Origin of the sequence: Rhodopirellula sp. P2, from assembly GCF_028768465.1 — a bacterium.
Lineage (GTDB): Bacteria > Planctomycetota > Planctomycetia > Pirellulales > Pirellulaceae > Rhodopirellula.
The window spans coordinates 5,732,950-5,756,180 of record NZ_CP118225.1 but is presented as its reverse complement, the minus strand read 5'-3'; the positions used below and the strand labels follow the sequence as shown (position 1 = coordinate 5,756,180).

The window sequence follows — 23,231 nt, the reverse complement described above, 5'->3', positions numbered from 1 at the left end:
GCAGCAGGAAACTCAACGCCGGCGGATTTCTGCAGTTTGTCCGATTCGATGCAGCACGAACCACTTCCAATCCGAGACCTGCAGTGATCTCGCGGCCATTCGATTCGCCGGTTGGTTATGCCAACCTGGGATGATCTCGCCCAAGCATTCGGTCCAGTGAATCGGACGTTTGATAGATCAACGCTTCGGGGAAATGCGCGAACGGGTGAAAGTACTCAAACGTGAGGTACCCGTCGTAGCCGATCGTCTCGAACGCTTCCAGGACGGCGGGCCAATCGGTGGTGCCGTCCAGCAACGGACGAAACGCTTCGAGCGAATGATCGGATCCCTTTTTGGTGTACTCCTTCAAGTGCACGTTCTGGATTCGATCGCCCAAGATCGGAATCCAGTGTTCGGGGAACTGGTATTCCATGATGTTGCCGGTGTCGAAGTGCACCCGGACATGATCGCTTTGGAAACTGTCGACGAAGTCGGCCATCTCCATCGGCGACATCAGGAAACCATTGAAGAAGATGTTCTCCATGTTCAGCTTGACGTTGAGTTTCTCAGCCTGGGGCAGCAATTTGCCAATCGCTTCGCGAGCCCGGCGGTCGCAGACGTCGTTGGGCGTCGGGTCGTGGTCCTCTCGCCACGGCATGTGAACGGCGCCGGGCACAACCAGCAGGTTTTCGGTTCCCAGGTCATGAGCGGCTTGCGTCATCTTGCCTGCCAATTCCATCCCGCGAGCCCGCTCGGCGGGATCGTTGCTGGTCAACGGGTACGGCCAAAACAGAAACGAGCACAGGCCGCTGATCGCGATGCCGATGTCGTCGGTCATCTTGCGAATCTCGGTGAACTCTTGGGTGCCCGATTTCGGCGACAGATCACTGTCGAGGTCGTAGTTCAGCTCGATGCCGTCGAAGCCTGCGTCTTTGGCCAACTGCAAGCATTCCTTCAGGGACATTTTGTCGGGGTAAGGAAAGGCCCACAGGTTGATTGATTTTTTGAACTTGTACTTGGGCGGCGATTGATTGACCGCTGCCGCGGCGGCGACCGTCGGGGTTTGCGTGGATCCTGCGGCGATGGCGGCGCTGCCAAAGGCGGCGTAGCTCAACCACTGGCGACGATCGACGGATGGTTTGGAACGTGGGTCTTGGGCAGAATTCACGAGGTGGGTTCCTTTTTCAACACCGGGGACAATGGATGATTCAAATAGCCTAACCGAACCCCCTGCCACCGTTGTGGAATGAGGCGACACAGCGCGGGGCTGAATCGCCGTTTTCCCAATGGCATCCCGCGGTGTTTGCTCGAGGTGGCAGGGCTTCCCGGAAGAGAACAGGAAGCGGGGATTCCACCCTTTCAACGTTTTGGCTATCGCGTCACAATGCGGCTCCTTTTGATCCTTCTGTACCGGCAATTGACGTGAACGCACCCGCACCATCTGACTCGGCCACCCCCGACAAAACGCCGTCCAAGCATTTCATTCGCCAAGCGATTGATGCGGATTTGGCAAGCGGACGCTTCGACGGAGTTGCCACGCGGTTCCCGCCGGAACCCAACGGGTACCTGCACATCGGACACGCAAAAAGCATCTGCCTGAACTTTGGTTTGGCCAAGGAGATGGGCGGCACGTGCAATTTGCGTTTCGACGACACCAACCCGATCAAAGAAGACACCGAGTACGTTGACTCGATCCAAGAGGACGTGCGTTGGTTAGGATTTCAGTGGGACAACCTGCACTTCGCCAGCGACTACTTTGACCAACTTTATGCTTGGGCCGAGCAACTGGTCCAAGACGGCAAGGCCTACGTTTGCGACCTGAATGCCGAAGAGACTCGCACGTATCGCGGCACCTTGACTGAACCCGGCAAGAACTCGCCTCATCGCGATCGTACGCCAGAAGAAAACCTGGAATTGCTGCGAGCGATGAAGGCCGGCAAATTCAAAGACGGCGAGAAGACGTTGCGGGCCAAGATCGACATGGCTTCGCCAAACATCAACCTTCGCGATCCGGTGATGTACCGAATCGCTCACGTGCCGCACCATCGCACCGGTGACAAATGGTGCATCTATCCGATGTACGATTGGGCACACGGGCAATCCGACTCACTGGAAAAGATCACCTTCTCGATCTGCACGTTGGAATTCGAGCACCATCGTCCGCTCTACAACTGGTACTGCGAAAATCTCCAGATCCATCATCCTCGCCAAATCGAGTTTGCTCGTTTGAACATGACCTTCACAGTCATGAGCAAACGCAAACTATTGCAATTGGTGAAGGAGAATCACGTCACCGGTTGGGACGACCCTCGGATGCCGACCTTGGTTGGATTGCGTCGTCGCGGTTACACGCCCGAGTCCATTCGAGCGTTTTGTGCGGACATCGGCGTGGCCAAGTTCAACAGCACGATCGATGTCGTGCGGCTAGAGAACGCGGTGCGGGAGCATCTCAATTCCGTCGCGCCGCGGCGGATGGCAGTCTTGGATCCAATCAAGCTCACCATCACGAACTGGCCCGAGGGCAAGGTCGAGATGATGAATGCGATCAACAACCCTGGGGATGAATCCGCGGGCAGTCGCGAAATTCCATTCAGCGGTGAACTGTACATTGAGTCCGAAGATTTTCGTGAAGAGGCGCCTCGCAAGTTCTTCCGTTTGAAGAAGGGCGGGGCGGTTCGTTTGCGTTCCGGCTACATCGTGGACTGCGAAGACGTGGTCAAGGATGCGGACGGAAACATCACCGAAGTTCTGTGCACGTACGATCCTGAAACCAAGAGCGGGGAAGACACTTCGGGGCGCAAAGTCAAAGGCACGATCCACTGGGTCAGTCGCGAGCACGCGAAAAAGGTGACCGTGCGAAACTACGACCGATTGTTCAAAGTCGAGAACCCGGATGCGTCGTCCGAAACGGGCACCTTCCTGGATCACTTGAACCCCGATTCGCTGACCACGTTGACTGCTCATGTCGAGCCCGCGTTGGCGGACGCCGCCGTCGGTGATCGCGTGCAGTTCGAGCGGTTGGGGTACTACGTCGTGGATCCCGACACCACCAGCGACGAAGTGGTCTTCAACCGCATCGTTCCGCTGCGTGACACCTGGGGCAAGATCGAAGCCAAAGGCAAGAAGTAGCACACCAAACATTCTTCGTAGCCGGATTCGCCAGAATTCGGATGCCAGAAATTCTTTCGTAGCCGGATTCGCCAGAATTCGGACGCCAGAAATTCTTTCGTAGCCGGATTCGCCAGAATTCGGACTCGGTTGTTGCCGCTCAGGCACCGAGATCACTCGGTGCCCGTTTCGTTTCTGTTCTGTGCAGGTCAGAGTCAACGCAGATCACAGACAGTGCAAATCACAGGCTGGAAGCCTATGCCACTCTTTAGGCGAGGTCGTAGACCTGGCTGTAGCGGGTTCGCAAGCTTTGGATCAGCGGTTCGGCCGAGAGTGGTTGCCCGCTGGCTTGCTCGACCAATTCATCCGCCGTGCGCGTGCGCCCAAGTTGGTGGACGTTCTGGACCAACCATTCTCGAAGCGGGCCAAAGTTGCCTTCGCGAACCATGGCGTCGATGTCGCCGAGTGACTCCTTGGCTGCGTCGTACAATTGCGCTGCCGCGAGGTTCCCGAGCGTGTAAGTCGGGAAGTAGCCGATCAGGCCTGCGCTCCAGTGAACGTCTTGCAGCACGCCATCGGCGGCCGACGGTGGTCGGACCCCGATCACCTCTTCGTAGGCATCGGCCCAGGCGACCGGGAGATCGTCTGTGGAAAGCTCGCCACTGATGAGAGCTTGTTCCAATTCAAATCGCACGATGATGTGCAGGTTGTAGGTGGCTTCGTCCGCTTCGACACGAATCAGCGACGGCGAGACGGAGTTGAAGCAGCGGTGCAATTCCGCGGCAGTGGATTGTCCGAGTTCAGAGGGGAAGTGCTTTTGGATCTGCGGGGTAAAGTGTTCCCAGAACGGCAGCGTCCGGCCGACCAAGTTTTCCCACATTCGCGATTGAGATTCGTGGATGCCCAGCGAAGCGTAGCTGCCCGGCGGCAATCCAAACCAATCTTCTCGCATGCCTTGTTCGTACAGTCCGTGGCCGGCTTCGTGCAGGGTTCCGAAGATGCTGGTCGGAAGGAAGTTGGGTTCGTAGCGAGTCAGGATGCGGCAGTCGGATGGGCCGATCGTGGTGCAGAACGGGTGCGAGGTTTCATCCAGTCGGCCGCGGTTGAAATCAAAGCCGATGGCTTCCGCCAGCACGCGTGAGAAGGCTCGCTGGGCTTCAACGGGAAATTGCTGGGTGATCAGAGAGGTGTCGATTTGTCGGGGAGAGTCTTTGATCTCACCGATCAAGGTGACGAGTTCGGTTCGCAAGTCAGCGAACGTTTTTGTAAGAGCGGCCGCTTTCGCTCCTGGTTCAAACTCATCCAGCAGTGCTTCGTAGACCGTTTGAGCATCGGTTTTGAGGAGCTCGCCGGCTTCTCGTTTGAGCGAGAGCATTTCATCCAGGACGGGTTGGAACATCGCGTAGTCGTCCGCCTTTCGGGCGGAGTCCCAGCGGCCTTGCCCACGAACGCAGCAGGAAGCGGTTCGCTGAACCAAGTCGCTGGGGAGTTTGCACTGTCGGCGGTAATCATCGGCCAGGCACCTCAGCGTCGCCCCGATGTCACTGTGAGGATCGCTGGCCGCATCCCAGTCTGCCAGCGATGCGAGTTGTTCTTCGATGACAGGGGCTGTTTGCAGGTCGTGGACCAAGCCTCGTAAATGGGCGACTTGTTCAGCGCGGTAGTCGCTGCCGCCACGTGGCATCCCGGTGCGTTCGTCCCATTCCAGCAAGTCGGCGGTGGTGGAAAGCTTGGCCGCATCGCGAAAGGTTTGGCAAAGGGCGTCAAAGGTGGACGCGTGATCGTTGGTGGTTTGGCTCATCTGGGTGGCTCCATGAAAAATCCCCGGCACAAATGAATGTGCCGGGGACGTTGTCATGTTCACTGGCGTTTGGCAAGCCGAGGTCAGTGAGTTCGTTTTCGAGCGACGAACTAGAAGATATCGCCGGTATCGATCACTTCTTTTGCACCACGAGTGCCCAGGGCACCCCAGATGCCATAAACGCTTTTGGCGCCTTGCACCATGGGAGCGGATTGTTGGTTGCCAGCATCGATGCTGTCGGTGATGAACTTGACGGCACCATCGCCCATCAAGACGTGAGCACCGCCTTGGTGACGGCTGCTGCACGACGAGATGCCTTGGCTGGCGTCATCGGCCGAAAAGCAGTTCAGCGAGTTTGGTGGCTTGATGGTTTGGAACGAGGTGTACTGAATCCGACCATCGGCCCAACGGCCACCACGGATTTGGTTGCCACCACCCAAGTTGCCAGGCAGCGCAGAATCGGGGAGCCAGAATTGAGGACGGGCTGGGTCCACACCACCGTCGCAGTGGGTTGGGTCGGTGATGGCTGCGGTGCCAGCGTTGAGCTGGAATTCAGCGATCAGCTCACGAGCGCCCACGGTCGTGGCGACTTCGCCCATGGCGACCGTGTTGGACAAGCCGTCCATGCAGTCACGGAACTTCAGTTGGTGACGCGACCAGAACATCCCGCGGTTTCGCGAGCGAGCCAAAGCGGCCCAGTTGCTGTTATCGCTGGTTGCACGGCCTTTGATACCAGCTTGCCCGGTGTTGATGCCGCCGTCTTCGTAGAAGCCTCGCTCGTTACGACCACCTGAGTGAACCAATTCAATTGCATCGCCAAGGCAGAACGCAAAGTTGGATCGCCCAAGAGCTGGTAGTCCCACACCTGGATCGCTGGGGCAGCGAAGAGTGGGGATATTGGTCATCCACGGGGGAAAGTCGGTCCGCCATGGTCCGGGGTTGATCAGCGTGCCGCCACCGGGAAGTTGGTACGGGTTGGTGACCAGTTCCCAGATGCTCTGTTGTTCCATGAACGGGGGCAAGCCGACCAAACCGCTCAGGTACAGGCGTTGGGTTTTCGCTGAGTCCGCTGTGTTGGTGTAGTTCGCACCGGTCATCTGCTGCGGCAAAGCGTTGAATGCCGAGTGATAGTTGTGGATTGCGAGTCCCATTTGTTTGAAGTTGTTGCTGCAGCTCATCCGGCGTGCGGCTTCCCGCGCGGCCTGGACAGCGGGCAGCAATAGCCCCACTAGAACGCCAATGATGGCGATCACGACCAGGAGCTCCACCAACGTGAAGGCTCCTCTGTTTTTTCTACTCATAAAAAAGTCCTCAAGAAATGCTGAGGAGGCTGGTGCATTGGCCGAGAACATCTCGAGCAGTCAGCTTCCCAGAAGAAAAGGGGGAGATCAGAAGCAAGCCCTACTGATCCATCTCATCGAGATAGGCCTGTTGTTCAGCCTCTTGCTCGGGAGTCATTTGGCTGGGGTCTGTCACCGTTTCCGAGGTGCTAGATGGGCAGCCAGTCACGGTCAATGAAACCGCTACCAGAGCCAATGCCAAAAGTTGCGAAAGAGAATTCATGGAGGAAACCACCGTTTGGGAAGAGAAACATCTGCAACGCAGGAAGGTGGTCCTTCCCGTTATGTAGAGATAAGGGGAAGTGCTCCTGCGTTAGCTGGCTGGCGTAAGGCTACAGCCAGTCCGTTGGAAGGCAAACGAAAAATGGAAAATAAAGGCTGTTTAATTTCACTTAGCGGTGAAGCCTGAATTTTGCCGGGCTGGTTTGAGCTGATCCGCCGCGTCGAGGTTTCGACGTTTTTGACTGAGAATCGATCTAAGGATTCGCCAAGTCGATGGGTTTGAGTGTTGGGATTGGTTCTTGGCTGGTGTTTTGGGTCCGCGTGAGGACTCAGATTGCAGTCTCTTCCTTCCCGCGGTTCATTCTTCTCGGGGCATGATTGAATATAGTGAAAGGTTGCCAAACTTCCCGTAGTGCTGGCGGCCTTGTTCGCTCAATGGCGGAACCGTTTGTTGGCTTTGGGGCAAGAAACGCGAAAGAAACCAGTGTTTCGAAGGGGGGGCGGCGGTGGGGGAAGAATGGGCCGCTCGTTGCCATCCTTCCATTGGCTTCAGCGAGCCGATCGCATGGAGTTGAACGTGCTTGCCAGGAGAGTACGAGCCTCTGGCGGGCAGCGTGAGGTAGGCCGCCAGTTCGCGGTCTGTCACTTCGCCCATCGTCGCCGGTTGTTCGATCAGGTCCCCGTCGATCCAAAGATGGTGCTCCAGCGGGGCCGAGCCCATTTGGCTGGTCGGCTCTGTTTCGCGAGCGATTTGCCGGATGGCGTCTCGCCAGTTTTCCTGTCGATACACCCAGTAAGAAGCGACTTGAGGATGAATTGATCCTTGAGCCCATGGGATCGCAGCGAGCGACAGGATGGCGACGGTCGTTGCCAAAATTTCGTAGTGCTTTTGCGGCCGAATCGAAGCAATCCAGCCTCCAAGGCTGATGCAACCGAGCGGCAATCCGGCCACCAGGTAGCGACGATGCCAGATTGGGACCCCCAAAAATTTTGCCAAAAAATATGCGGAAAGAACGGAAAGCAGCAGGACGGTTACGCACAGGAGCGTGAAAGAGATGGTTCGATGGTGGGGATTGGGGGCCGGATGATGAACTGCGCCGCTGCCACGATTGGATTTGGAAACGCTGGCGACGGACGAGCCCAGCATGCTGACCGCCGCGACGATGCCCGGGATGAATGTCCATCCCAGCCAAGGCCACATTTTCCAGATCGCGAAAATGGATTGCGGGCGTCCAAAGGCTGACCAGGCAGCTCGGTGGTTCCAAATCTCTCGCTGGTGGTTGGCCAGCAGGCATCCAACGAGAATCCAGAGTGCCAACCACCAGAGATGACGCCAAATTCCGCGTTTGAATTCGGCGGAGGCACTTCGTGAGCGAATCAGGTCGCAGGCCGAAATCGCGACGATCAGCGGAGCGAGCGTGAGCAACGATGTGATGTGCATCCAAGTTGCCAGGAGGACGCTCAAATGAAGGCCAGCCCAGCCCAGCGGTTGCGGACGGTTTGGGCTGGACCACAGTCGAGCGGCACATCCGACGGCCAGCGTGCTGCATAGAATCACTGCCGCGTACGGTCGAAGTTCGACGCCGTAGAACGCGGCTTGTCGGTCGACCGCGAAAGCCAATCCAGCGACGGCTGCTGCCAGCAGGCTGCCGTGGTATCGCATCGATCCCCATGTGATCAGGGCGGCGGAGAGGCTGACGCACCACAGGCTGGTCGACCGCGGCAGGACTTCGACGGGATAGCTGGCGAACGGTTCTGCCCAGGGGATTTGTTGCCAAATCCAGAGCAGCCAGAAATACAGTGGCTGCTGGTTGCCCATCTTGGCTCGTGGGGCGACGTCGCTCCATCCGTCCGCAACGCACCACGCGGTATGAAGTTCGTCGACCCAGAAACTCTCTGCCAAAAACGGCCAACGGACCACGAAGGTCAACGTGAAGATGGCGGTGATGATCGCCCATTCGACCAGCGGGTGTCGCTGGGCGGCAAGCGATCCTGTTTCGGATGAGGGCGAAGATGGCATCTGGGCGTGATTCATGGGCCAAGCCTAGCCCAAGGTTGTTGGCTCGGTAAACTGACCGCACGGCTTTGGTGGCCGATCCGAATTTGTCGATCCCTTCCTCTGTTTGTTCCGCGTCGCTGCTGTGCCTGAATTTTCAATCCAAACCGTTGATGCTCGCGATGCCTCCTCGGGGGATGCCGCGGAAACGCTGGCTGCTTTGCGTGAAAAGTTGAGCCCTCGTGGTGATCTGGTCAGCCCCCGCGGTCGGGAATTGACGTTGAAAGTGTTCGGCAGGGCGCTCTCGCCGATTGAAGTCGTGGAAACGATTTGCAACGACGTTCAGGCTCAGGGCACCGAGGCTTTGCTGCGATACACCAAGGCGCTGGATGGAGCCGACCTGACGGCTGAGACACTGCGAGTGCCGGAGCAGGATTTGAAGGCTGCCCATGCGGCAGCGGATCCCAAGCTGATCGAGACCATCGGCCGCATTCGCGAAAACATTGCGACGTTTCAATCGGCAATTTTGCACCGCGACGTCACCATCACGCCCCGACCCGGCGTTTCTTTGACCCAGCGTTATGTGCCGATCCCACGGGTGGGGATCTGTGTTCCTGGTGGCGCTGCCGCGTACCCTTCCACTGTGATGATGACCGCGATTCCGGCTCAGGTCGCCGGCGTCGATGAGATCGCGGTCGTCGCGCCTCCGACTCCGTTTGGTGCGTACAACACCGACATGCTGGCCACCTGTCACGAGCTGGGAATCACGGAAGTCTATCGGTGCGGTGGGGCTCAGGCGGTCGCCGCAATGGCGTATGGCTGTGATGCCTTGCCGGCCGTCGACAAAATCGTCGGTCCTGGAAACTTGTTCGTGGCCTTGGCGAAGAAGCACGTGTTTGGAACCGTCGACATTGACTCCTTTGCCGGGCCCAGCGAAGTGATCGTGATCGCAGACGATTCCGCGGACGCCTCGTTTGTCGCGTCGGATTTGTTGGCTCAAGCCGAACATTCACCCGGGTCGGCGATCTTGATCACCTGGGACGAGACGCTGCTGAACAATGTCAAAACGGAATTGGCGAAACAGCTCGACGAGCTGGAACGCGGCGATTTGGCTCGGGATGCTCTGGCCGATTTCGGGGCACTGATTTTGGCTCGCGATGCAGACCATGCCTGCGTGTTGACCGATTCGTTTGCCCCGGAACACTTGCAGATCGAAACTCGCGAGCCGGAATCGTTGATTGCAAAGATTCGGCACAGTGGAGCAGCGTTTTTAGGGCACCACACCCCGGTCGCACTGGGCGATTACGCGGCCGGCCCCAGTCACGTTTTGCCGACGGGAGGCACCTGCCGTTGGGCCGCTGGGTTGTCCGCCAACAGCTTTCTGCGGTCGGGCAGTGTGACTCAGTTTGATCGCTCGGCATTGGAAGTGATCGCTCCCGATGTGATCACGGTTGCTGAGAAAGAAGGCCTGACGGCTCACGCCCGCAGCATTTCGATTCGCACCGAGTGAGCCACCCAGGCGAGGTGCTTGGCAAGGGCATCTCGCCCTGCTCAATCATTTTGTTCGCAGGTGTTTTTCAACGTTTCGGCGGGGCACTTCGCCGCAAATTCGAGATTGCCTCTGGCATTGCCCGTTGAGGAAACGTGCTCGGATTGCTACGTTTTTGGGTCGCCATCCACGCACCAATCGCTCATTTTGGCCGCACCATCCGTGATCGCCCCTCACCTCGCCTCTCAACTTCCCGACGACCAACGCATTGTCATCACCGGCGTCGGTCTGACTTCGCCCAATGGCAACGACTGGGGTTCCTTTCGCCAGGCATTGCTTGAAAAACGCAGCGGCGTGCAGCCCTACGAGATCCGTTACTTCGGGGAAACTCTGGCCGGGGTCTGTGACTTCGATGCCCAAAAGTACCAATCCAAAAAAGACATTCGGCGGGGCACGCGTGCCGGCAGCGTCGGTGTCTACACGGCTCAGGAAGCGGTCGCGCATTCGGGGTTGGACTGGGAAAACGTGGACAAGGATCGAGTCGGCATTTACGTCGGCGTGACCGAGCACGGCAACGTCGAAACCGAAAACGAAATCCATGTGATCAAAGGGTTCGACTACGACACGAGTTGCTGGTCACACCACCACAACCCTCGCACGGTCGCAAACAATCCCGCCGGCGAAATTGCACTGAACATGCAAATCACTGGCCCGCACTACACGATCGGTGCCGCCTGTGCGGCTGGCAACGCCGGCATCATTCAAGGTGCCCAGATGCTGCGGTTGAACGAGTGCGATGTGGCGATCGCGGGGGGAACCAGCGAAAGCATTCACACGTTCGGAATCTTCGCCAGTTTCAACAGCCAAAACGCGTTGGCGACTCACGCGGATCCAACGCTGGCGTCTCGCCCGTTCGACCAAAAGCGAAACGGCATTGTGGTCGCCGAAGGCGGCTGTTTGTACACGCTCGAGCGATTCAGCGATGCCAAGGCTCGCGGAGCCGAGATTCACGGCGAATTGGTTGGTTACGCGATGAACACCGACGCGACCGATTTCGTGTTGCCCAACCCGGAACGTCAGGCTCAGTGCGTGCAGAAGGCTCTCAAACGAGCTGGTTTGGAAGCGGACCAAATCGACATCGTCAGCACGCACGCGACGGGAACGAACAGCGGCGACATTCAAGAGTGTGCGGCGTTGCGAAGCGTGTTTGGGAAATGTGAAAACGTTCGAATCAACAACACCAAGAGTTACATCGGTCACGCGATGGGAGCCGCTGGGTCACTGGAATTGGCAGGCAACTTGATGGCGTTCCGCGATCGAGTCGTGCATCCCACGATCAATGTCGATGAACTGGATCCTGCGTGCGATCTGCCCGGTTTGGTGCTCAACGAGCCTCAAGACAAGCCACAAGTCGATTACATCCTGAACAACTCGTTCGGCATGTTGGGAATCAACTCCGTCGTCATCGTCGGCCGCGTTTGATCGCGGAGTCGCTCGCCAACGTCGAGTCAGCACCCCATTTCAAATTTGCACTTTGCGATTGTCAATTTGCAATTTCAGTGCTCGGCCCTCCCCTCGCTTCGCTCGACCCTCCCAGAGGGAGGGTGAATTGAAATGAGGTGTGTCGTCCCCTGATCCCCTGATCCCCTGGTCCTGTGGCCCTGTGGCCCTGAGCCACTTTCCCCACCCTGCGGCGATCTGTCCTGTTTCAATTGCACGGGGTGCCGCGTGGTGCCCCTTGTGTCGAATCCCAATGCCGCCGAAACTACTCCATCCCGCGGTGGCGGTTGCTCCGCCGAGTGGGACACGGACGTGTTTTCCCTCCCGTTTCTCTCGCATCCCTGCTTCCTTTCATGACTCCTGCCGAAATTCGCCAAGAAATCATCGATATCCTCGACGACATTTCTCCTGATGAGGACCTCGACAACCTGGACGACCAGAAGGCGTTTCGCGAGCAATTGGAATTGGATTCGATGGACTTTTTGGACATCGTGATGGAACTTCGCAAGCGTCACCGCGTGCAGATTCCAGAGGAAGATTACGGCCATCTCGCCAGCATGCATTCCACGGTCACGTACCTGGAACCCAAGATGAAGGATCTTTGAGAGCTCACGAGCGACTAGCGACTAGCTTCTAGCCTTTCGCATTCCGATGATTCTCACCCACAAAGCTAGGGGCTAATCGCTAACAGCTAGCGGCTTTCGTATGTACGACACCATCATCATCGGCGCAGGGATGAGCGGGTTGGCCGCTGGCATTCGGCTGGCCCACTTTGACCAACGCGTTTGCATCCTTGAGAAGCACTACACGATCGGTGGTCTGAACTCGTTCTATCGAATGGGTGGCCGCGATTATGACGTGGGGCTGCACGCGATGACCAACTTCGCTCGCAAGGGCGACAAGAAAGGTCCGCTGGCCAAACTCATTCGACAATTGCGATTTGGCTGGGAAGATTTCAAGCTGGCGGAGCAAAACGGATCCTCGATCCGCTTTCCCGGTGTGGAATTGGATTTCAACAACGACATCGCGATGCTGGAAAGCGAGATCAAGTCTCGCTTCCCTGACCAAATCGATGGTTTTCGCAGCCTGTGTGGTTCGCTGCTCGACTACAGCGACATGGACGGCGACGCGCCCGAGTTCATGCGTTCGGCTCGCGAGGTCATGGCCGAGCACCTGTCGGACCCGTTGTTGATCGAGATGCTGCTGTGCCCGCTGATGTGGTACGGCAACGCTCGTGAAAACGACATGGACTTCGGCCAGTTCTGCATCATGTTCCGAGCGTGTTACCTGGAAGGTTTCGGGCGTCCTTACAAAGGTGTGCGAGTCATCCTGAAGAACTTGGTCCGCAAATTTCGTGGGCTGGGCGGCGAACTCAAGCTCCGAAGCGGCGTGTCCAACATTCACGTCGAAAACGGCCAAGCCGTGGGAGTCGTGCTGGACGATGGCACCGAGTTGCGGGCCAAACGCATCCTTTCGTCCGCGGGCACGGTCGAAACCATGCGGATGTGCGACGACATCACCGAACCCGATGTCGCCAAGGCTGGCAAACTGTCGTTCATTGAATCGATCAGCGTGCTGGATTGCAAACCCAAAGATTTGGGCTTCGACCGCACGATCGTGTTCTACAACGACTCCCCGAACTTTCACTGGGAACGCCCCAACGACTCATTGTGTGATGCTCGGACAGGAGTCATCTGCAGCCCCAACAATTACATCTACGACGCGGAAGAAGGCGATTTGCCCGACGGCGTCGTTCGGATCACCACGCTTGCCAATCACGATCTGTGGTCGGAATTGCCCGAGGAAAAGTATCGGGCCGAGAAGGTGACCCAGTACGACGACGCTGTCGCGTCGGCCGTTCGGTTCATGCCCGATTTTCGTTCGCGAGTCATCGACACCGACGTTTTCACTCCGAAAACCATTCGTCGGTTCACCTGGCACGACAATGGCGCTGTCTATGGTGCACCTGACAAGCAGCTCGATGGCACGACACACCTGCCCAATGTTTTCTTGTGCGGGACGGACCAGGGCTTTGTGGGGATTGTGGGGGCGATCGTCAGTGGCATCAGCATGGCGAACCGGCACTGCCTTCAGGTTTGACGGTGAAGGCTGATCGTGCGTCCTAGGTTGCGGTTTTTGGTTGCAGTCGGACCGTTGAAGCCGCGCCGGCATTGACAATTGAGCGTTGGGGCCGCAGGCTTTCAGTCGCAAATTCTTCTTGATTCCCGTGATTTCGGGGTCTTTGTCCTGACGAGGTTGGAATGCCCAGCGAAACTGCCGCGATTGTTTACACGCACACCGATGAAGCCCCCGCCCTGGCGACTCGTTCGTTGCTGCCGATCTTGAGAGCGTTCACCCGCGGCAGTGGCCTGTCATTTGAGACCAAGGACATTTCCTTGGCCGCTCGAATCTTGGCCGGATTCGCGGACCGACTGCCGGCGGACCAGCAGGTTCCCGATGCACTGGCGGAACTCGGCGAGTTGGTCAATCAACCGCAAGCCAACGTGATCAAGCTGCCCAATATCAGCGCCTCGATCCCGCAATTGGTCGAAGCGATCACTGAACTGCAGGCTCAGGGATACGCCATCCCCGATTTCCCTCAGGACCCTCAAACCGACGACGAGAAATCTGTTCGTGCGGCCTACGCCAAGGTGCTCGGAAGTGCCGTCAATCCGGTCCTCCGCGAAGGCAATTCTGACCGTCGCGTTGCCGCCCCGGTCAAAGCCTACGCTCAGAAGAACCCGCACTCGATGGGCGATTGGTCAGCCGATTCGAAGACGCACGTGGCTCATATGAGCGAAGGCGATTTCTACGGCAGTGAAAAATCGGTGATCATGGATTCCGATGAATCTCTGCGGATTGAACATGTTGATTCGACGGGAAAAGTCACGGTTCTCCGTGACGGACTCCATGTCGAAGCGGCCGAGATCGTCGATTCGGCTCGTCTGAGCGTTCGTCAATTGCGAGCGTTTTACGCGGAGCAAATCTCGGACGCAAAGTCCAGCGGCGTGCTGTTTTCACTGCACCTCAAAGCGACGATGATGAAGGTCAGTGACCCGATTCTGTTCGGGCATTGCGTCAGTGTCATGTACGACCGTTTGTTCCAAGAACACGGTGAGGTGCTGGCTGCCGCGGGCGTTGACACGGATCAAGGTCTCGCGTCGGTGTTTGCCAAAGTCCAGGACCTCCCAGCGGATCAGCGGGCATTGGTCGAGGGAACCTTGGTCGAAATCCAAGCCGGATTGCCTGACATCGCGATGGTCGATTCGGACAAAGGCATCACGAACTTGCATGTGCCCAGTGACGTGATCATCGACGCATCCATGCCCGCCGCGATTCGCGCTGGTGGCAAGATGTGGGGAGTCGATGGAAAACTGCACGACATGAAAGCGGTCATTCCGGATCGTTGTTACGCGGGCATTTACCAAGCCACCATCGACGATTGCATTGCCAACGGAAAGTTTGACGTCACCCAAATGGGCAGCGTCGCCAACGTCGGGTTGATGGCCAAGAAAGCCGAAGAGTACGGCTCCCACGACAAGACATTCCGGGTGCCTGCGGACGGCAAGGTTCGAGTGGTCACATCGGCTGGCAAAGAATTGATGAGTCACGACGTCGAGAAAGGTGACATCTGGCGTGCTTGCCAAACCAAGGATGTCGCCGTGAAAGACTGGGTGCGTTTGGCGGTTTCGCGTTCGCGTGCCACCGGAGTTCCCGCGATCTTTTGGTTGGATGAAAACCGAGCCCACGATCGCAACTTGATCAGCAAGGTCAACGAGTACCTGAAAGATCATGACACCGCTGGGTTGGACATCCAAATCTTGGAACCTGCCGAGGCAACCCGTCACGCTTGTGGCCGGGCTCGGGAAGGCAAAGACACGATCAGCGTCACCGGCAACGTGCTGCGAGATTACCTGACCGACCTGTTCCCGATTCTGGAACTTGGCACCAGTGCCAAGATGCTGTCGATCGTTCCGTTGCTGGCTGGCGGTGGCATGTTCGAAACCGGGGCCGGTGGATCGGCTCCGAAGCACGTCGAGCAATTCGTCAGCGAGAATCACTTGCGTTGGGACTCGCTGGGTGAGTTCCTCGCCTTGGCGGTTTCTCTCGAAGACTTGGCTGAAAAGACTGGCAACGAAGAGTACGCGGTCTTGGCCAAAACACTTGACGATGCCACAGGGCGGTTCCTCGACAACGACAAATCACCGTCGCGAAAAGTCGGCGAACTTGACAACCGCGGCAGCCATTTCTACTTGGCGTTGTACTGGGCCGAAGCCTTGGCAAAATCCGGTCATGAAGGTTTGAAAGCACGGTTCGAGTCGGTCGCGAAAGCCTTGTCGGACAACGAGGCAAAGATTGTCGGCGAGCTGAACGATGCTCAAGGCGTCGAAATCGATCTGGGTGGCTACTACCATCCTGACGAGACGAAAGCCACTGCCGCAATGCGACCCAGCGAAACGCTCAACGCCATCATCGAAGGCGTTTGACAAGACTGTTGCCACCGCCGAGCAGTTCGCAACGATTGGTCGCTCGGTGGTTTCCCACCGTGACTCTTTCCTGCGAATCAACTGCTCACCATGCCCGTCGATCCCACGCCAGTTCTCCAATACATCAACGGCTTTCGTTTTTCGAAAGTCATGTTCGCTGCCGTTGAGCTGGGCGTCTTTGATCTGATGGAGCAACGACCGCGGTCGGCATCCGAGTCGGCGACGGAACTCAAGTGTGATCCCGCCGCGATGAAACGCTTGCTCGATGGGTTGGTCGGCATGGACCTGCTTTCGCGAGAAGGTGACTTGTACAACAACACGGAACTCGCGTCGGAGTTGCTGACAACGACCAGCCCCAACCGGATGACCGGCTACATCAAATTCAGCAACGATGTGAGCTGGAAGTTGTGGACGCATTTCGAAAACGCGATTCGCGAAGGGTCGCATCGATGGAAGGATGCCTACGGTTGGGAGCAACCCATCTTCAGCAGTTTCTTTGCTGACGAAGCCGCCATGCGTGAGTTCTTGATGGGGATGCATGGTTATGGTGTGATCAGTTCACCCAAGGTCGTGCGTGCCGTGGACCTCTCCCCGTTCAAGCACTTGGTGGACCTTGGCGGAGCGACGGGGCACCTGTCGATCGCTGCTTGTGAAGCTTATGACTCGCTGACTGCGACCGTGTTTGATCTGCCGGATGTGATTCCGTTGACCAAAGAAATTGTCGCCCAGTCCACTGTGTCCGAGCGAATCGATGTGGTTGGTGGAGACTTCTTTGATGACGATCTGCCCCAAGCGGATTTGATGTCGTTGGGCCGCATCTTGCACGATTGGTCCGATGAAAAGATCGATCGGTTGTTGGCCAAGATTCACGGGCGTCTTCCCGATGGTGGCGGTTTGCTGCTAGCGGAGATTTTGATCCAAGACGATCGGGGCGGGCCGGATTGGGGCCAAATGCAAGACCTCAACATGCTGGTTTGCACCGAGGGGCGCGAGCGGACTCTGGCCGAGTATGAACTCATCTTGCGCCGTGCTGGTTTCCGTGAAGTGACCGGGAGAGTCACCGGTGCCCCCGTCGACGCGGTCCTCGCAATCAAGTGATTCGCTCGATCGAAGCCCGCCAGGATCGCGGGTGTTGCAAACATGTTGAGTGAGAAGCCGATGCAAACCATCCGCGTCGAAGAAACCCCAGGGGAGGTCTTTCCTGCAGGTCGTCGCAGTTGCATTTTGGGAGGACCGCAAGGGCTGCCCGTCGAGAAATTCGCGGTCGGCCATTCGACGCTTTTTCCGAAGGGCTCGATCCCCGAGCACGCACACGTGAACGAGGAGGTTTATGTCGTTCTCTCAGGACGAGGTGAGATGCGTGTGGGAGATGAAGTGAAGAAGGTTTCGGCGACCACGGCGATCTACATTCCATCCAATGTGCCACACAGTTTGATCAATGACAGTGAGGAAGAACTGGTCGTGATGTGGATGTATGCACCGGGCGGCTTGGTCGGTCACTGGGAAGATGAGCGAAGCGGCGATCAAGCATGATCTGGTTGGGCCGAGCTCATGGCGTCTGAGAAGGGACCACCATGTCGACCTGGAAGGGTTCAACGGCACGGGCGAACAATGTGGTGGTGGCAACCAACCAGCCGGCGAGGCAGCAGCGAAATATCAGGAGAAGTCTTGTGGGGGTGGCGTGACGTTGGGGGGGGGCATTTCTGATTTTAGCTGGCGTGCACCAGGCAGGTTGATCCAAAGTGAGTTCTGGTGCGAGTAGGATAGGGGGCCCTACTTTTAACTTGGAGAAATCGGATGCCGAAGAGTTTTGCGGTGGTTGCTTTGTTCGTCGGAGTGCTGGTTGCTCAAGTGGCAAGTGGGCAATCAAATTTGGAACTCAGACTCCAGTCCCAAGCCAAGACGGATTCAGGCGACTTCGTTGTTCAGCATCAGGATGAGTCATGGATGCCATCAGAAACCGCCATCATCATTTGCGACGCGTGGGATTATCACCACTGTTTCAATGCGGTCGGTCGCCTGAATGAAATGGCACCGACCATGAACAAGGTGATTGCGGAAGCACGGCGACGCGGGGTGACGATCATTCATTCGCCCAGCGATTGTGTTGATTTCTACGAAGACAGTCCGGCTCGTAAACGTGCTGTTGAGGCACCCGTTGCTGCGAACCTACCCAAGGAGATTGGAGCCTGGTGCTATGAGATTCCAGCGGAAGAGGACTCCGAGTATCCGGTCGATCAGTCGGATGGCGGAGAAGACGATGATCCCCAAGAGCACGCCGAATGGGCAGCCAAACTGGAGTCGATGGGCCGTGATCCAAAACGGCCTTGGCAACGGCAACTGGACACAATCGAAATCGACGAATCCGTGGACTTCATCACGGATCGAGGCGAGGAGGTTTGGAATGTCTTGGAAGCGAAGAAGATCGAGCACGTGATCTTGGTTGGAGTTCATACCAACATGTGTGTGCTCGGCCGTCCCTTCGGCCTTCGGCAATTGGCTCGCAACGGCAAGCAGGTTGTGTTGATGCGAGACATGACAGACTCGATGTACAACCCCAAGATGTGGCCGTACGTCAGTCACTTTGAAGGGACACGGCGAGTGATCTCTCATATCGAGCGAACGGTTTGCCCAACGATCACTAGCGATCAGATCATCGGTGGCAAGCCACACCGATTCAAAGGAGATGAGTGACGAGACGAAATCATTTGCTTGCGCATCTCTCCACCTGTGTCGAGATGGTTTCAGGCTGAATGGAGTTCGGGGTTTGGATGGTGAGGGCACTTGTGCAACGCCATCAGGGAACGCTTCGTTGTTGTTCTGCTGCAAAAGGGGCGTCGGATGCTCAATGATCACCGCCCGGCAAGGGGGCAGGGGAGCAAGATTGGATTGTTAAGCGATGTTGGAGGTTCGCGGCGCTTGCATTGGGAATCGGGCCCACCTACTCTCGCCTTGAGTGGTTGAGATGAAGAGTCAACGTTCTCGATAAATCCAGCAGGTCGTCATCATGAAATTTCGAGTCTCCTTGGCGTTGGTTTGTTTGTTCACGTGCCTTCCTTCGCCGCATAGCCAGGCAGCGTTGACGATTGACCTCGACTATTCGCTGGATAGCAATGGTTTTTTCGGTGCGGCTGGATCTGCTCAGCGTGCTTCCCTGGAAGCGGCGCGTGATGTGTATCAAAACTTGATCAGCCAGTCGTTCAACGCGATCACGCCCGGCACGGTTTACAATGCGGGGACGGTGTTGGAATTTCAAGACAGTTGGAGTGCCAACTTTTCTCATCCTGGGACTGGCAATTCTCATTCCATCACTGACCTGAGCCTTGGATCAGATACCATTCGGATCTTTGTCGGTGGTCGAGATTTGGGAGGCAACACACTTGGACAAGCGGGGCGTGGTGGATTCGGAGCATCAGGGATCGGAACCTTTGTTCAATCGATTTCGCGTGGTGATTCCGGTGCTTCGTTCGGTCTGTGGGGTGGCGCAGCGACCTTTGACACTGCGACGAATTGGAATTTTGATGTCGCGAATGGACCGGGGGCAGCGGAGAGTGATTTCTTCTCCGTCGCCATTCATGAGTTTGGACATGTGCTTGGGTTGGGAGCGAGCAGTGATGCTTGGGACGATCATTGGACTCCCGGAGTGGACGGGGGCGCGGATTCCAGCCCGGGTACGGAGGGGCAGTTTGATGGCGCAGCTGCACTGGCGGCCTACAACGCGGACAATGGTTTGAACGCTGCGTTTGTTCCCACGGTCGCTGCGATGGTCGATGACCCGGGCACATTGGGCATCAATGAAGAAGACCTGACCAATCGACATTTTGCAGACGGCACTCTGTCTTACATCTACGGAACCACGACGCTTCAAGAAGTCGCCTTGGATCCGAATATCACGGTTGGCACTCGCAAGTTGCTCACGAACGTGGACGTCGCTGCTCTTTCTGATCTTGGTTGGACCATCAACGCGACTGCTGTGCCTGAACCTTCCGGGGTGTTGTTGTTGGCGGTTGGTGCGTTGACCATCGGGATCCGTCGGCGATCGCGAGCTGGCAGTGCGGCTGTCGCATTGGTTGGCTAACGCTGTGACACTGTGACGACGTTCAACTCAGTAGCTCAAATGGACGTGTGCCATACGGTTTGCCGTTGATTTGCAGGGTGATCGAGTGGCGACCAGGATAGAGCTTGTAGGTGGTCGCATTGGCATGCAATCGATGACGTTTGGTTAGCGAGACGGTCTCTCCTTGGTTCATTGAAACTCGTTTGAGTTTGTGGACTTTGGGAGCCGTGGTGCCGTTGGCTTTGACGAAGTCGATGACATAATCGATCATCAGGGCTTCGGTTCGCTCCGCATTGATTGAGAAAGAAAACTCGATCGAATCACCCGGTCGAAGATCGCTCTTCTTGAGTTCAAGGTCGAAGACTTCGATCTTGGGACTGTCGCGATATCCGAGGAACCTCAGTGCTGGCGAGTGGCCTTGTTTGACCAGCGTTCGCAGTGCATGTCGGCTGATCCAGTCGAGCTCGTGGGACGATTGCTTGTTCGCGGATTTCCAGTTGCGAAGGGATTGAAGGACGAGTTCTGGATGTGATTTGGAAATGTCGTTGAGATGGTTGGCGACCGAGCGGGTGACGTATCGCGTTGGGTCTGCGTGAAGCGTGTCGAGGAACGGAAGCGGTTTGGTGACGTCAATGCTTAGGCGACGCGACCACGGCAGTTTTGGACGCGTGCCTTCGCTGACCAGTCGACGAACGTGATAGTTGGCATCACTGGACCACTTGGAAAGTTCCGTCAGGGTCGCTTCCGGGTGGGCGTCGATGAAGGCTCGGATAGCATCTTCCATCGAGAATCGCATCGTGATCGCTTTGAGTGTTCTCAGTGAGTGCCGGAGTTGCTTTTGTTCGAGACCGTTGCGGACGACGTATTCGCCAAGGGGAGCCAGGATGAAGTCACCGAAGTCGTCGTCTTTGCGTTTCGGATCCAATGGCGGCGGCAGGGCTTCGCGAATCTGTTTCGCGGCGGTGGGGAAATCAGCGGCGAGGTGTTTGTCGAGCACGCCAGCGATGTGCGCGATTCGCTGTTTGAGTTCCAGGTCTTTCAGGCCTCGCATGCATTGGCGTGTGAACGCTTGGCGATCGAAGTTTGGGGCGGACGCTGCGAATAACCCGCTCAGGAAATCGATGCGGTCGCGATTGAAGAGCTGGTCCTTCAGGCTGAATCCGCTGCCGGTGGTCGATGGGCTCATGGCAGTGTTTTTAGCGTGTTGCTTGCAGAAGGTTGTTTGAGTGGGAGAGCGTCGAAGGCTGGGAAGTGGAGCTGACTGGTGGTGGACTCGGTGGTCCCACCGTTTGCCATTCTTTCTCGTCGCAAGAGTTCTTGCTTTCGCTCCAGCCCCCAGCGAAAGCCTGAGTCCTTGCCGTCCGAACGCACGGCACGGTGGCAGGGGATGGCCAAGGCGATTTGGTTTTGTCCGCACGCGGAACCAACAGCGCGACTTGATCCGGGGGAACCAATCCGATCGGCCAGTTCGCGGTAGGTGATCGTTTCGCCGGGGTGAGTTTGTGTGAGAGCGATCCAGACTCGTTTCTGGAAATCGGTGCCGTGAAGATCCAAGGGAAGGCGAAGTGGCTCTGCCGGAAGTTCGATGAATTCGACGATGGCCGCCAGTTCGGCCTGGAAAGCTGCATCGGTCTCGACAACTCTTCGGACCGAGTGCGCAGCAGACAATTCATCGAGCACAGTCGCTCGGTCATCACCGAGAGAGAGAAAGCACACCTGTCCTTTTGAATTTGCGTTGCGGAATCCTGCGACCAAGACCTGCCCGAGGGAGCACTTGCTCGTGGAGTAGATCAGGTGCGAATCATCGTCGCCGACAGGGGGGAATGGGAGCGTCATTGTTCGCTTTCGACTGGATCGGATGCCGTGGAATCTTCGGGCGTTGAAAGTTGTTGAGCGGCCCAGTCGGCGGCGATCGTTCCGATTTCTCCCGCGAGCGAATTGACGGAGCCTTTGCCGTTCGGGTGGACGCGATTGCTGAGGAAGATGACAGACAGTTTTAACTCTGGGTCAATCCACAGGGCGGTGCCGGTGAAGCCGCCGTGCCCGAATGCGGCGTCGGTCATCGATTTGCCTCGGTTGGACGAGTAGGCTGACCGTTTGTCCCAGCCTCGGCTTCGCCATTGAATCTGGCTGGGCAATTTGCCGGGGACTTCGACGGGGGAGGTCATGGCATCGAAGGTTGACTTTGAGAACAGAGGCCGATCGTCGGTTGGTCCACCGTTCACCATGGCGTTCGCGAATCGGGAAAGGTCGTCTGCGGTGCTGAACAGTCCCGCGTGACCAGCGACCCCGCCCAGAGCGTAAGCCCGAGGGTCGTGAACCTCGCCCCGCATCCAGTGACCTTCGCGTTGTTGAGTGGTGGCGCATCGGTCGTCGTTGCCACCGATCGATCGAAAGCCGGTGTCGTTCATTTGCAAGGGTTCAAAGATTCGTTTTTGAGCGAACTGATCCAGCGGCATGCCCGAGACTTGATGGACGAGTTCGCCAAGGACCAGGAAGCCGACATCGGAGTATCGAAAACGTGTTCCTGGTGGACTGCGAAGTTCTTGTGACAACAGGTTGGCGATTGATTCCGCGTGCGTGCCTCGATAGTCCGACATCCCGTTGTCAGGGATCAAGCCGGAGGTGTGAAGCAAAAGATGTTCAACGGTGACCGACTCTTTCTCATGGACGGCGAAGTCTGGCAGGTACTTGCTGACAGGGTCGGTGAGTGACAGTTTGCCTTCGTCGGCGAGGATCATCACGCTGGTGGCGGTCGCGATCGGTTTGGTCAGCGAGGCCAGATCGAAGATCGTGTCGACGCTCATGGGCTTGCGTTGCGGTTCGAGCTCGCGGCTTCCAAAGGCTGCCTGGTAGACGGTTTTGCCGCGAAAGCCGACGGTCACGACGGCGCCCGGGCATTTCTGGGCCTGGATGCCGTCCTGAACAAGTTGCTCGACCTCCTTGCTCGGGAAGTCTTCCTTGGAGGCGGGGATGTCTTCGCTGAGGAGAACGCTCGGAGTTGCCAGGGCAAAAGGCAGGGCGAGCACAGCGTGAAGAAGAAATGGATTCATGGTGCCGAGACAGAGATTTTGGAGCGGACGGGCGGGAGTGGCTGCGTGACAAAGAATCTGATTCGGTGTTAGTTTACAATGGCGCCTCGTCCGCGAGCGGTTCCGGCGGTTCCTGGGCGACGTTTGCCGGGAATTGTTCGGCCAAGGGGGATTTTAATGTTTTGGCGGTTTGTGAATTCATGGCCTCCGCCTCAATTCG

Annotated in this window: 18 protein-coding genes; 10 read left to right on the top strand and 8 right to left on the bottom strand. The window is 57.2% G+C overall.

The window, feature by feature from the left end:
* Nucleotides 1-115: 115 nt before the first annotated feature.
* Entirely contained in the window at nt 116-1,147 is a 1,032-nt protein-coding gene (locus PSR62_RS20215; RefSeq protein WP_274404801.1) for a sugar phosphate isomerase/epimerase family protein, read from the bottom strand.
* Between the two features lie 248 nt (nt 1,148-1,395).
* Here PSR62_RS20215 and PSR62_RS20210 point away from each other — a divergent pair, with 248 nt between their 5' ends.
* Complete coding sequence (locus PSR62_RS20210) at nt 1,396-3,108, top strand: glutamine--tRNA ligase/YqeY domain fusion protein (protein WP_338020235.1); 1,713 nt, start codon at nt 1,396-1,398, stop codon at nt 3,106-3,108.
* A 247-nt stretch (nt 3,109-3,355) separates the two neighbouring features.
* On the opposite strand, the gene PSR62_RS20205 is transcribed toward PSR62_RS20210, so the two are convergent.
* From PSR62_RS20205 to PSR62_RS20190, 4 genes are all read right to left on the bottom strand, one after another.
* On the bottom strand, nt 3,356-4,888 hold the full coding sequence (locus PSR62_RS20205) for a carboxypeptidase M32 (RefSeq protein ID WP_443217308.1): 1,533 nt from the start codon (nt 4,886-4,888) through the stop codon (nt 3,356-3,358).
* Nucleotides 4,889-4,998: 110 nt separating this feature from the next.
* Nucleotides 4,999-6,189 carry a DUF1559 domain-containing protein gene (locus PSR62_RS20200; RefSeq protein WP_274404798.1) on the bottom strand — a complete coding sequence of 397 codons (1,191 nt, stop codon included), beginning with the start codon at nt 6,187-6,189 and terminating at the stop codon, nt 4,999-5,001.
* 100 nt (nt 6,190-6,289) lie between these two features.
* Entirely contained in the window at nt 6,290-6,451 is a 162-nt protein-coding gene (locus tag PSR62_RS20195; RefSeq protein ID WP_274404797.1) for a hypothetical protein, read from the bottom strand.
* Nucleotides 6,452-6,808: 357 nt separating this feature from the next.
* A complete protein-coding gene (locus PSR62_RS20190; protein WP_274404796.1) occupies nt 6,809-8,470 on the bottom strand; it encodes a hypothetical protein in 1,662 nt (553 codons plus the stop codon).
* Between the two features lie 103 nt (nt 8,471-8,573).
* Here PSR62_RS20190 and hisD point away from each other — a divergent pair, with 103 nt between their 5' ends.
* The 9 genes from hisD to PSR62_RS20145 all read left to right on the top strand — a co-directional run bounded on the left by hisD (nt 8,574) and on the right by PSR62_RS20145 (nt 20,000).
* Nucleotides 8,574-9,956, top strand: a complete 1,383-nt coding sequence (gene hisD, locus PSR62_RS20185) for a histidinol dehydrogenase (protein ID WP_274404795.1) — start codon at nt 8,574-8,576, stop codon at nt 9,954-9,956.
* Nucleotides 9,957-10,157: 201 nt separating this feature from the next.
* Nucleotides 10,158-11,417, top strand: coding sequence for a beta-ketoacyl-[acyl-carrier-protein] synthase family protein (locus PSR62_RS20180; RefSeq protein ID WP_274408265.1), 1,260 nt, complete (start codon nt 10,158-10,160; stop codon nt 11,415-11,417).
* 371 nt (nt 11,418-11,788) lie between these two features.
* Complete coding sequence (locus PSR62_RS20175; protein WP_007325818.1) at nt 11,789-12,040, top strand: acyl carrier protein; 252 nt, start codon at nt 11,789-11,791, stop codon at nt 12,038-12,040.
* A 100-nt stretch (nt 12,041-12,140) separates the two neighbouring features.
* Nucleotides 12,141-13,535 (top strand): phytoene desaturase family protein, encoded by a 1,395-nt coding sequence (locus tag PSR62_RS20170; RefSeq protein ID WP_274404794.1) that lies wholly within the window; start codon nt 12,141-12,143, stop codon nt 13,533-13,535.
* A 161-nt stretch (nt 13,536-13,696) separates the two neighbouring features.
* Nucleotides 13,697-15,922 (top strand): NADP-dependent isocitrate dehydrogenase, encoded by a 2,226-nt coding sequence (locus PSR62_RS20165; RefSeq protein WP_274404793.1) that lies wholly within the window; start codon nt 13,697-13,699, stop codon nt 15,920-15,922.
* A gap of 90 nt (nt 15,923-16,012) precedes the next feature.
* Nucleotides 16,013-17,020 carry a class I SAM-dependent methyltransferase gene (locus tag PSR62_RS20160; RefSeq protein WP_274404792.1) on the top strand — a complete coding sequence of 336 codons (1,008 nt, stop codon included), beginning with the start codon at nt 16,013-16,015 and terminating at the stop codon, nt 17,018-17,020.
* 60 nt (nt 17,021-17,080) lie between these two features.
* Nucleotides 17,081-17,455, top strand: a complete 375-nt coding sequence (locus tag PSR62_RS20155; protein ID WP_274404791.1) for a cupin domain-containing protein — start codon at nt 17,081-17,083, stop codon at nt 17,453-17,455.
* 264 nt (nt 17,456-17,719) lie between these two features.
* Nucleotides 17,720-18,616 (top strand): isochorismatase family protein, encoded by an 897-nt coding sequence (locus tag PSR62_RS20150; protein ID WP_274404790.1) that lies wholly within the window; start codon nt 17,720-17,722, stop codon nt 18,614-18,616.
* 313 nt (nt 18,617-18,929) lie between these two features.
* Complete coding sequence (locus tag PSR62_RS20145) at nt 18,930-20,000, top strand: matrixin family metalloprotease (RefSeq protein ID WP_274404789.1); 1,071 nt, start codon at nt 18,930-18,932, stop codon at nt 19,998-20,000.
* Between the two features lie 22 nt (nt 20,001-20,022).
* Here PSR62_RS20145 and PSR62_RS20140 read toward each other — a convergent pair whose 3' ends face one another.
* From PSR62_RS20140 to PSR62_RS20130, 3 genes are read right to left on the bottom strand one after another with little or no spacing between them, the layout of a single operon-like run.
* A complete protein-coding gene (locus PSR62_RS20140) occupies nt 20,023-21,165 on the bottom strand; it encodes a hypothetical protein (protein WP_274404788.1) in 1,143 nt (380 codons plus the stop codon).
* Nucleotides 21,162-21,815 carry a methylated-DNA--[protein]-cysteine S-methyltransferase gene (locus PSR62_RS20135; RefSeq protein WP_274404787.1) on the bottom strand — a complete coding sequence of 218 codons (654 nt, stop codon included), beginning with the start codon at nt 21,813-21,815 and terminating at the stop codon, nt 21,162-21,164. Before PSR62_RS20135 ends, PSR62_RS20140 begins: the two co-directional genes overlap by 4 nt.
* Nucleotides 21,812-23,032 carry a serine hydrolase domain-containing protein gene (locus PSR62_RS20130; RefSeq protein ID WP_274404786.1) on the bottom strand — a complete coding sequence of 407 codons (1,221 nt, stop codon included), beginning with the start codon at nt 23,030-23,032 and terminating at the stop codon, nt 21,812-21,814. The genes PSR62_RS20135 and PSR62_RS20130 overlap by 4 nt, the downstream gene beginning before the upstream one ends.
* Between the last annotated feature and the right edge of the window lie 199 nt (nt 23,033-23,231).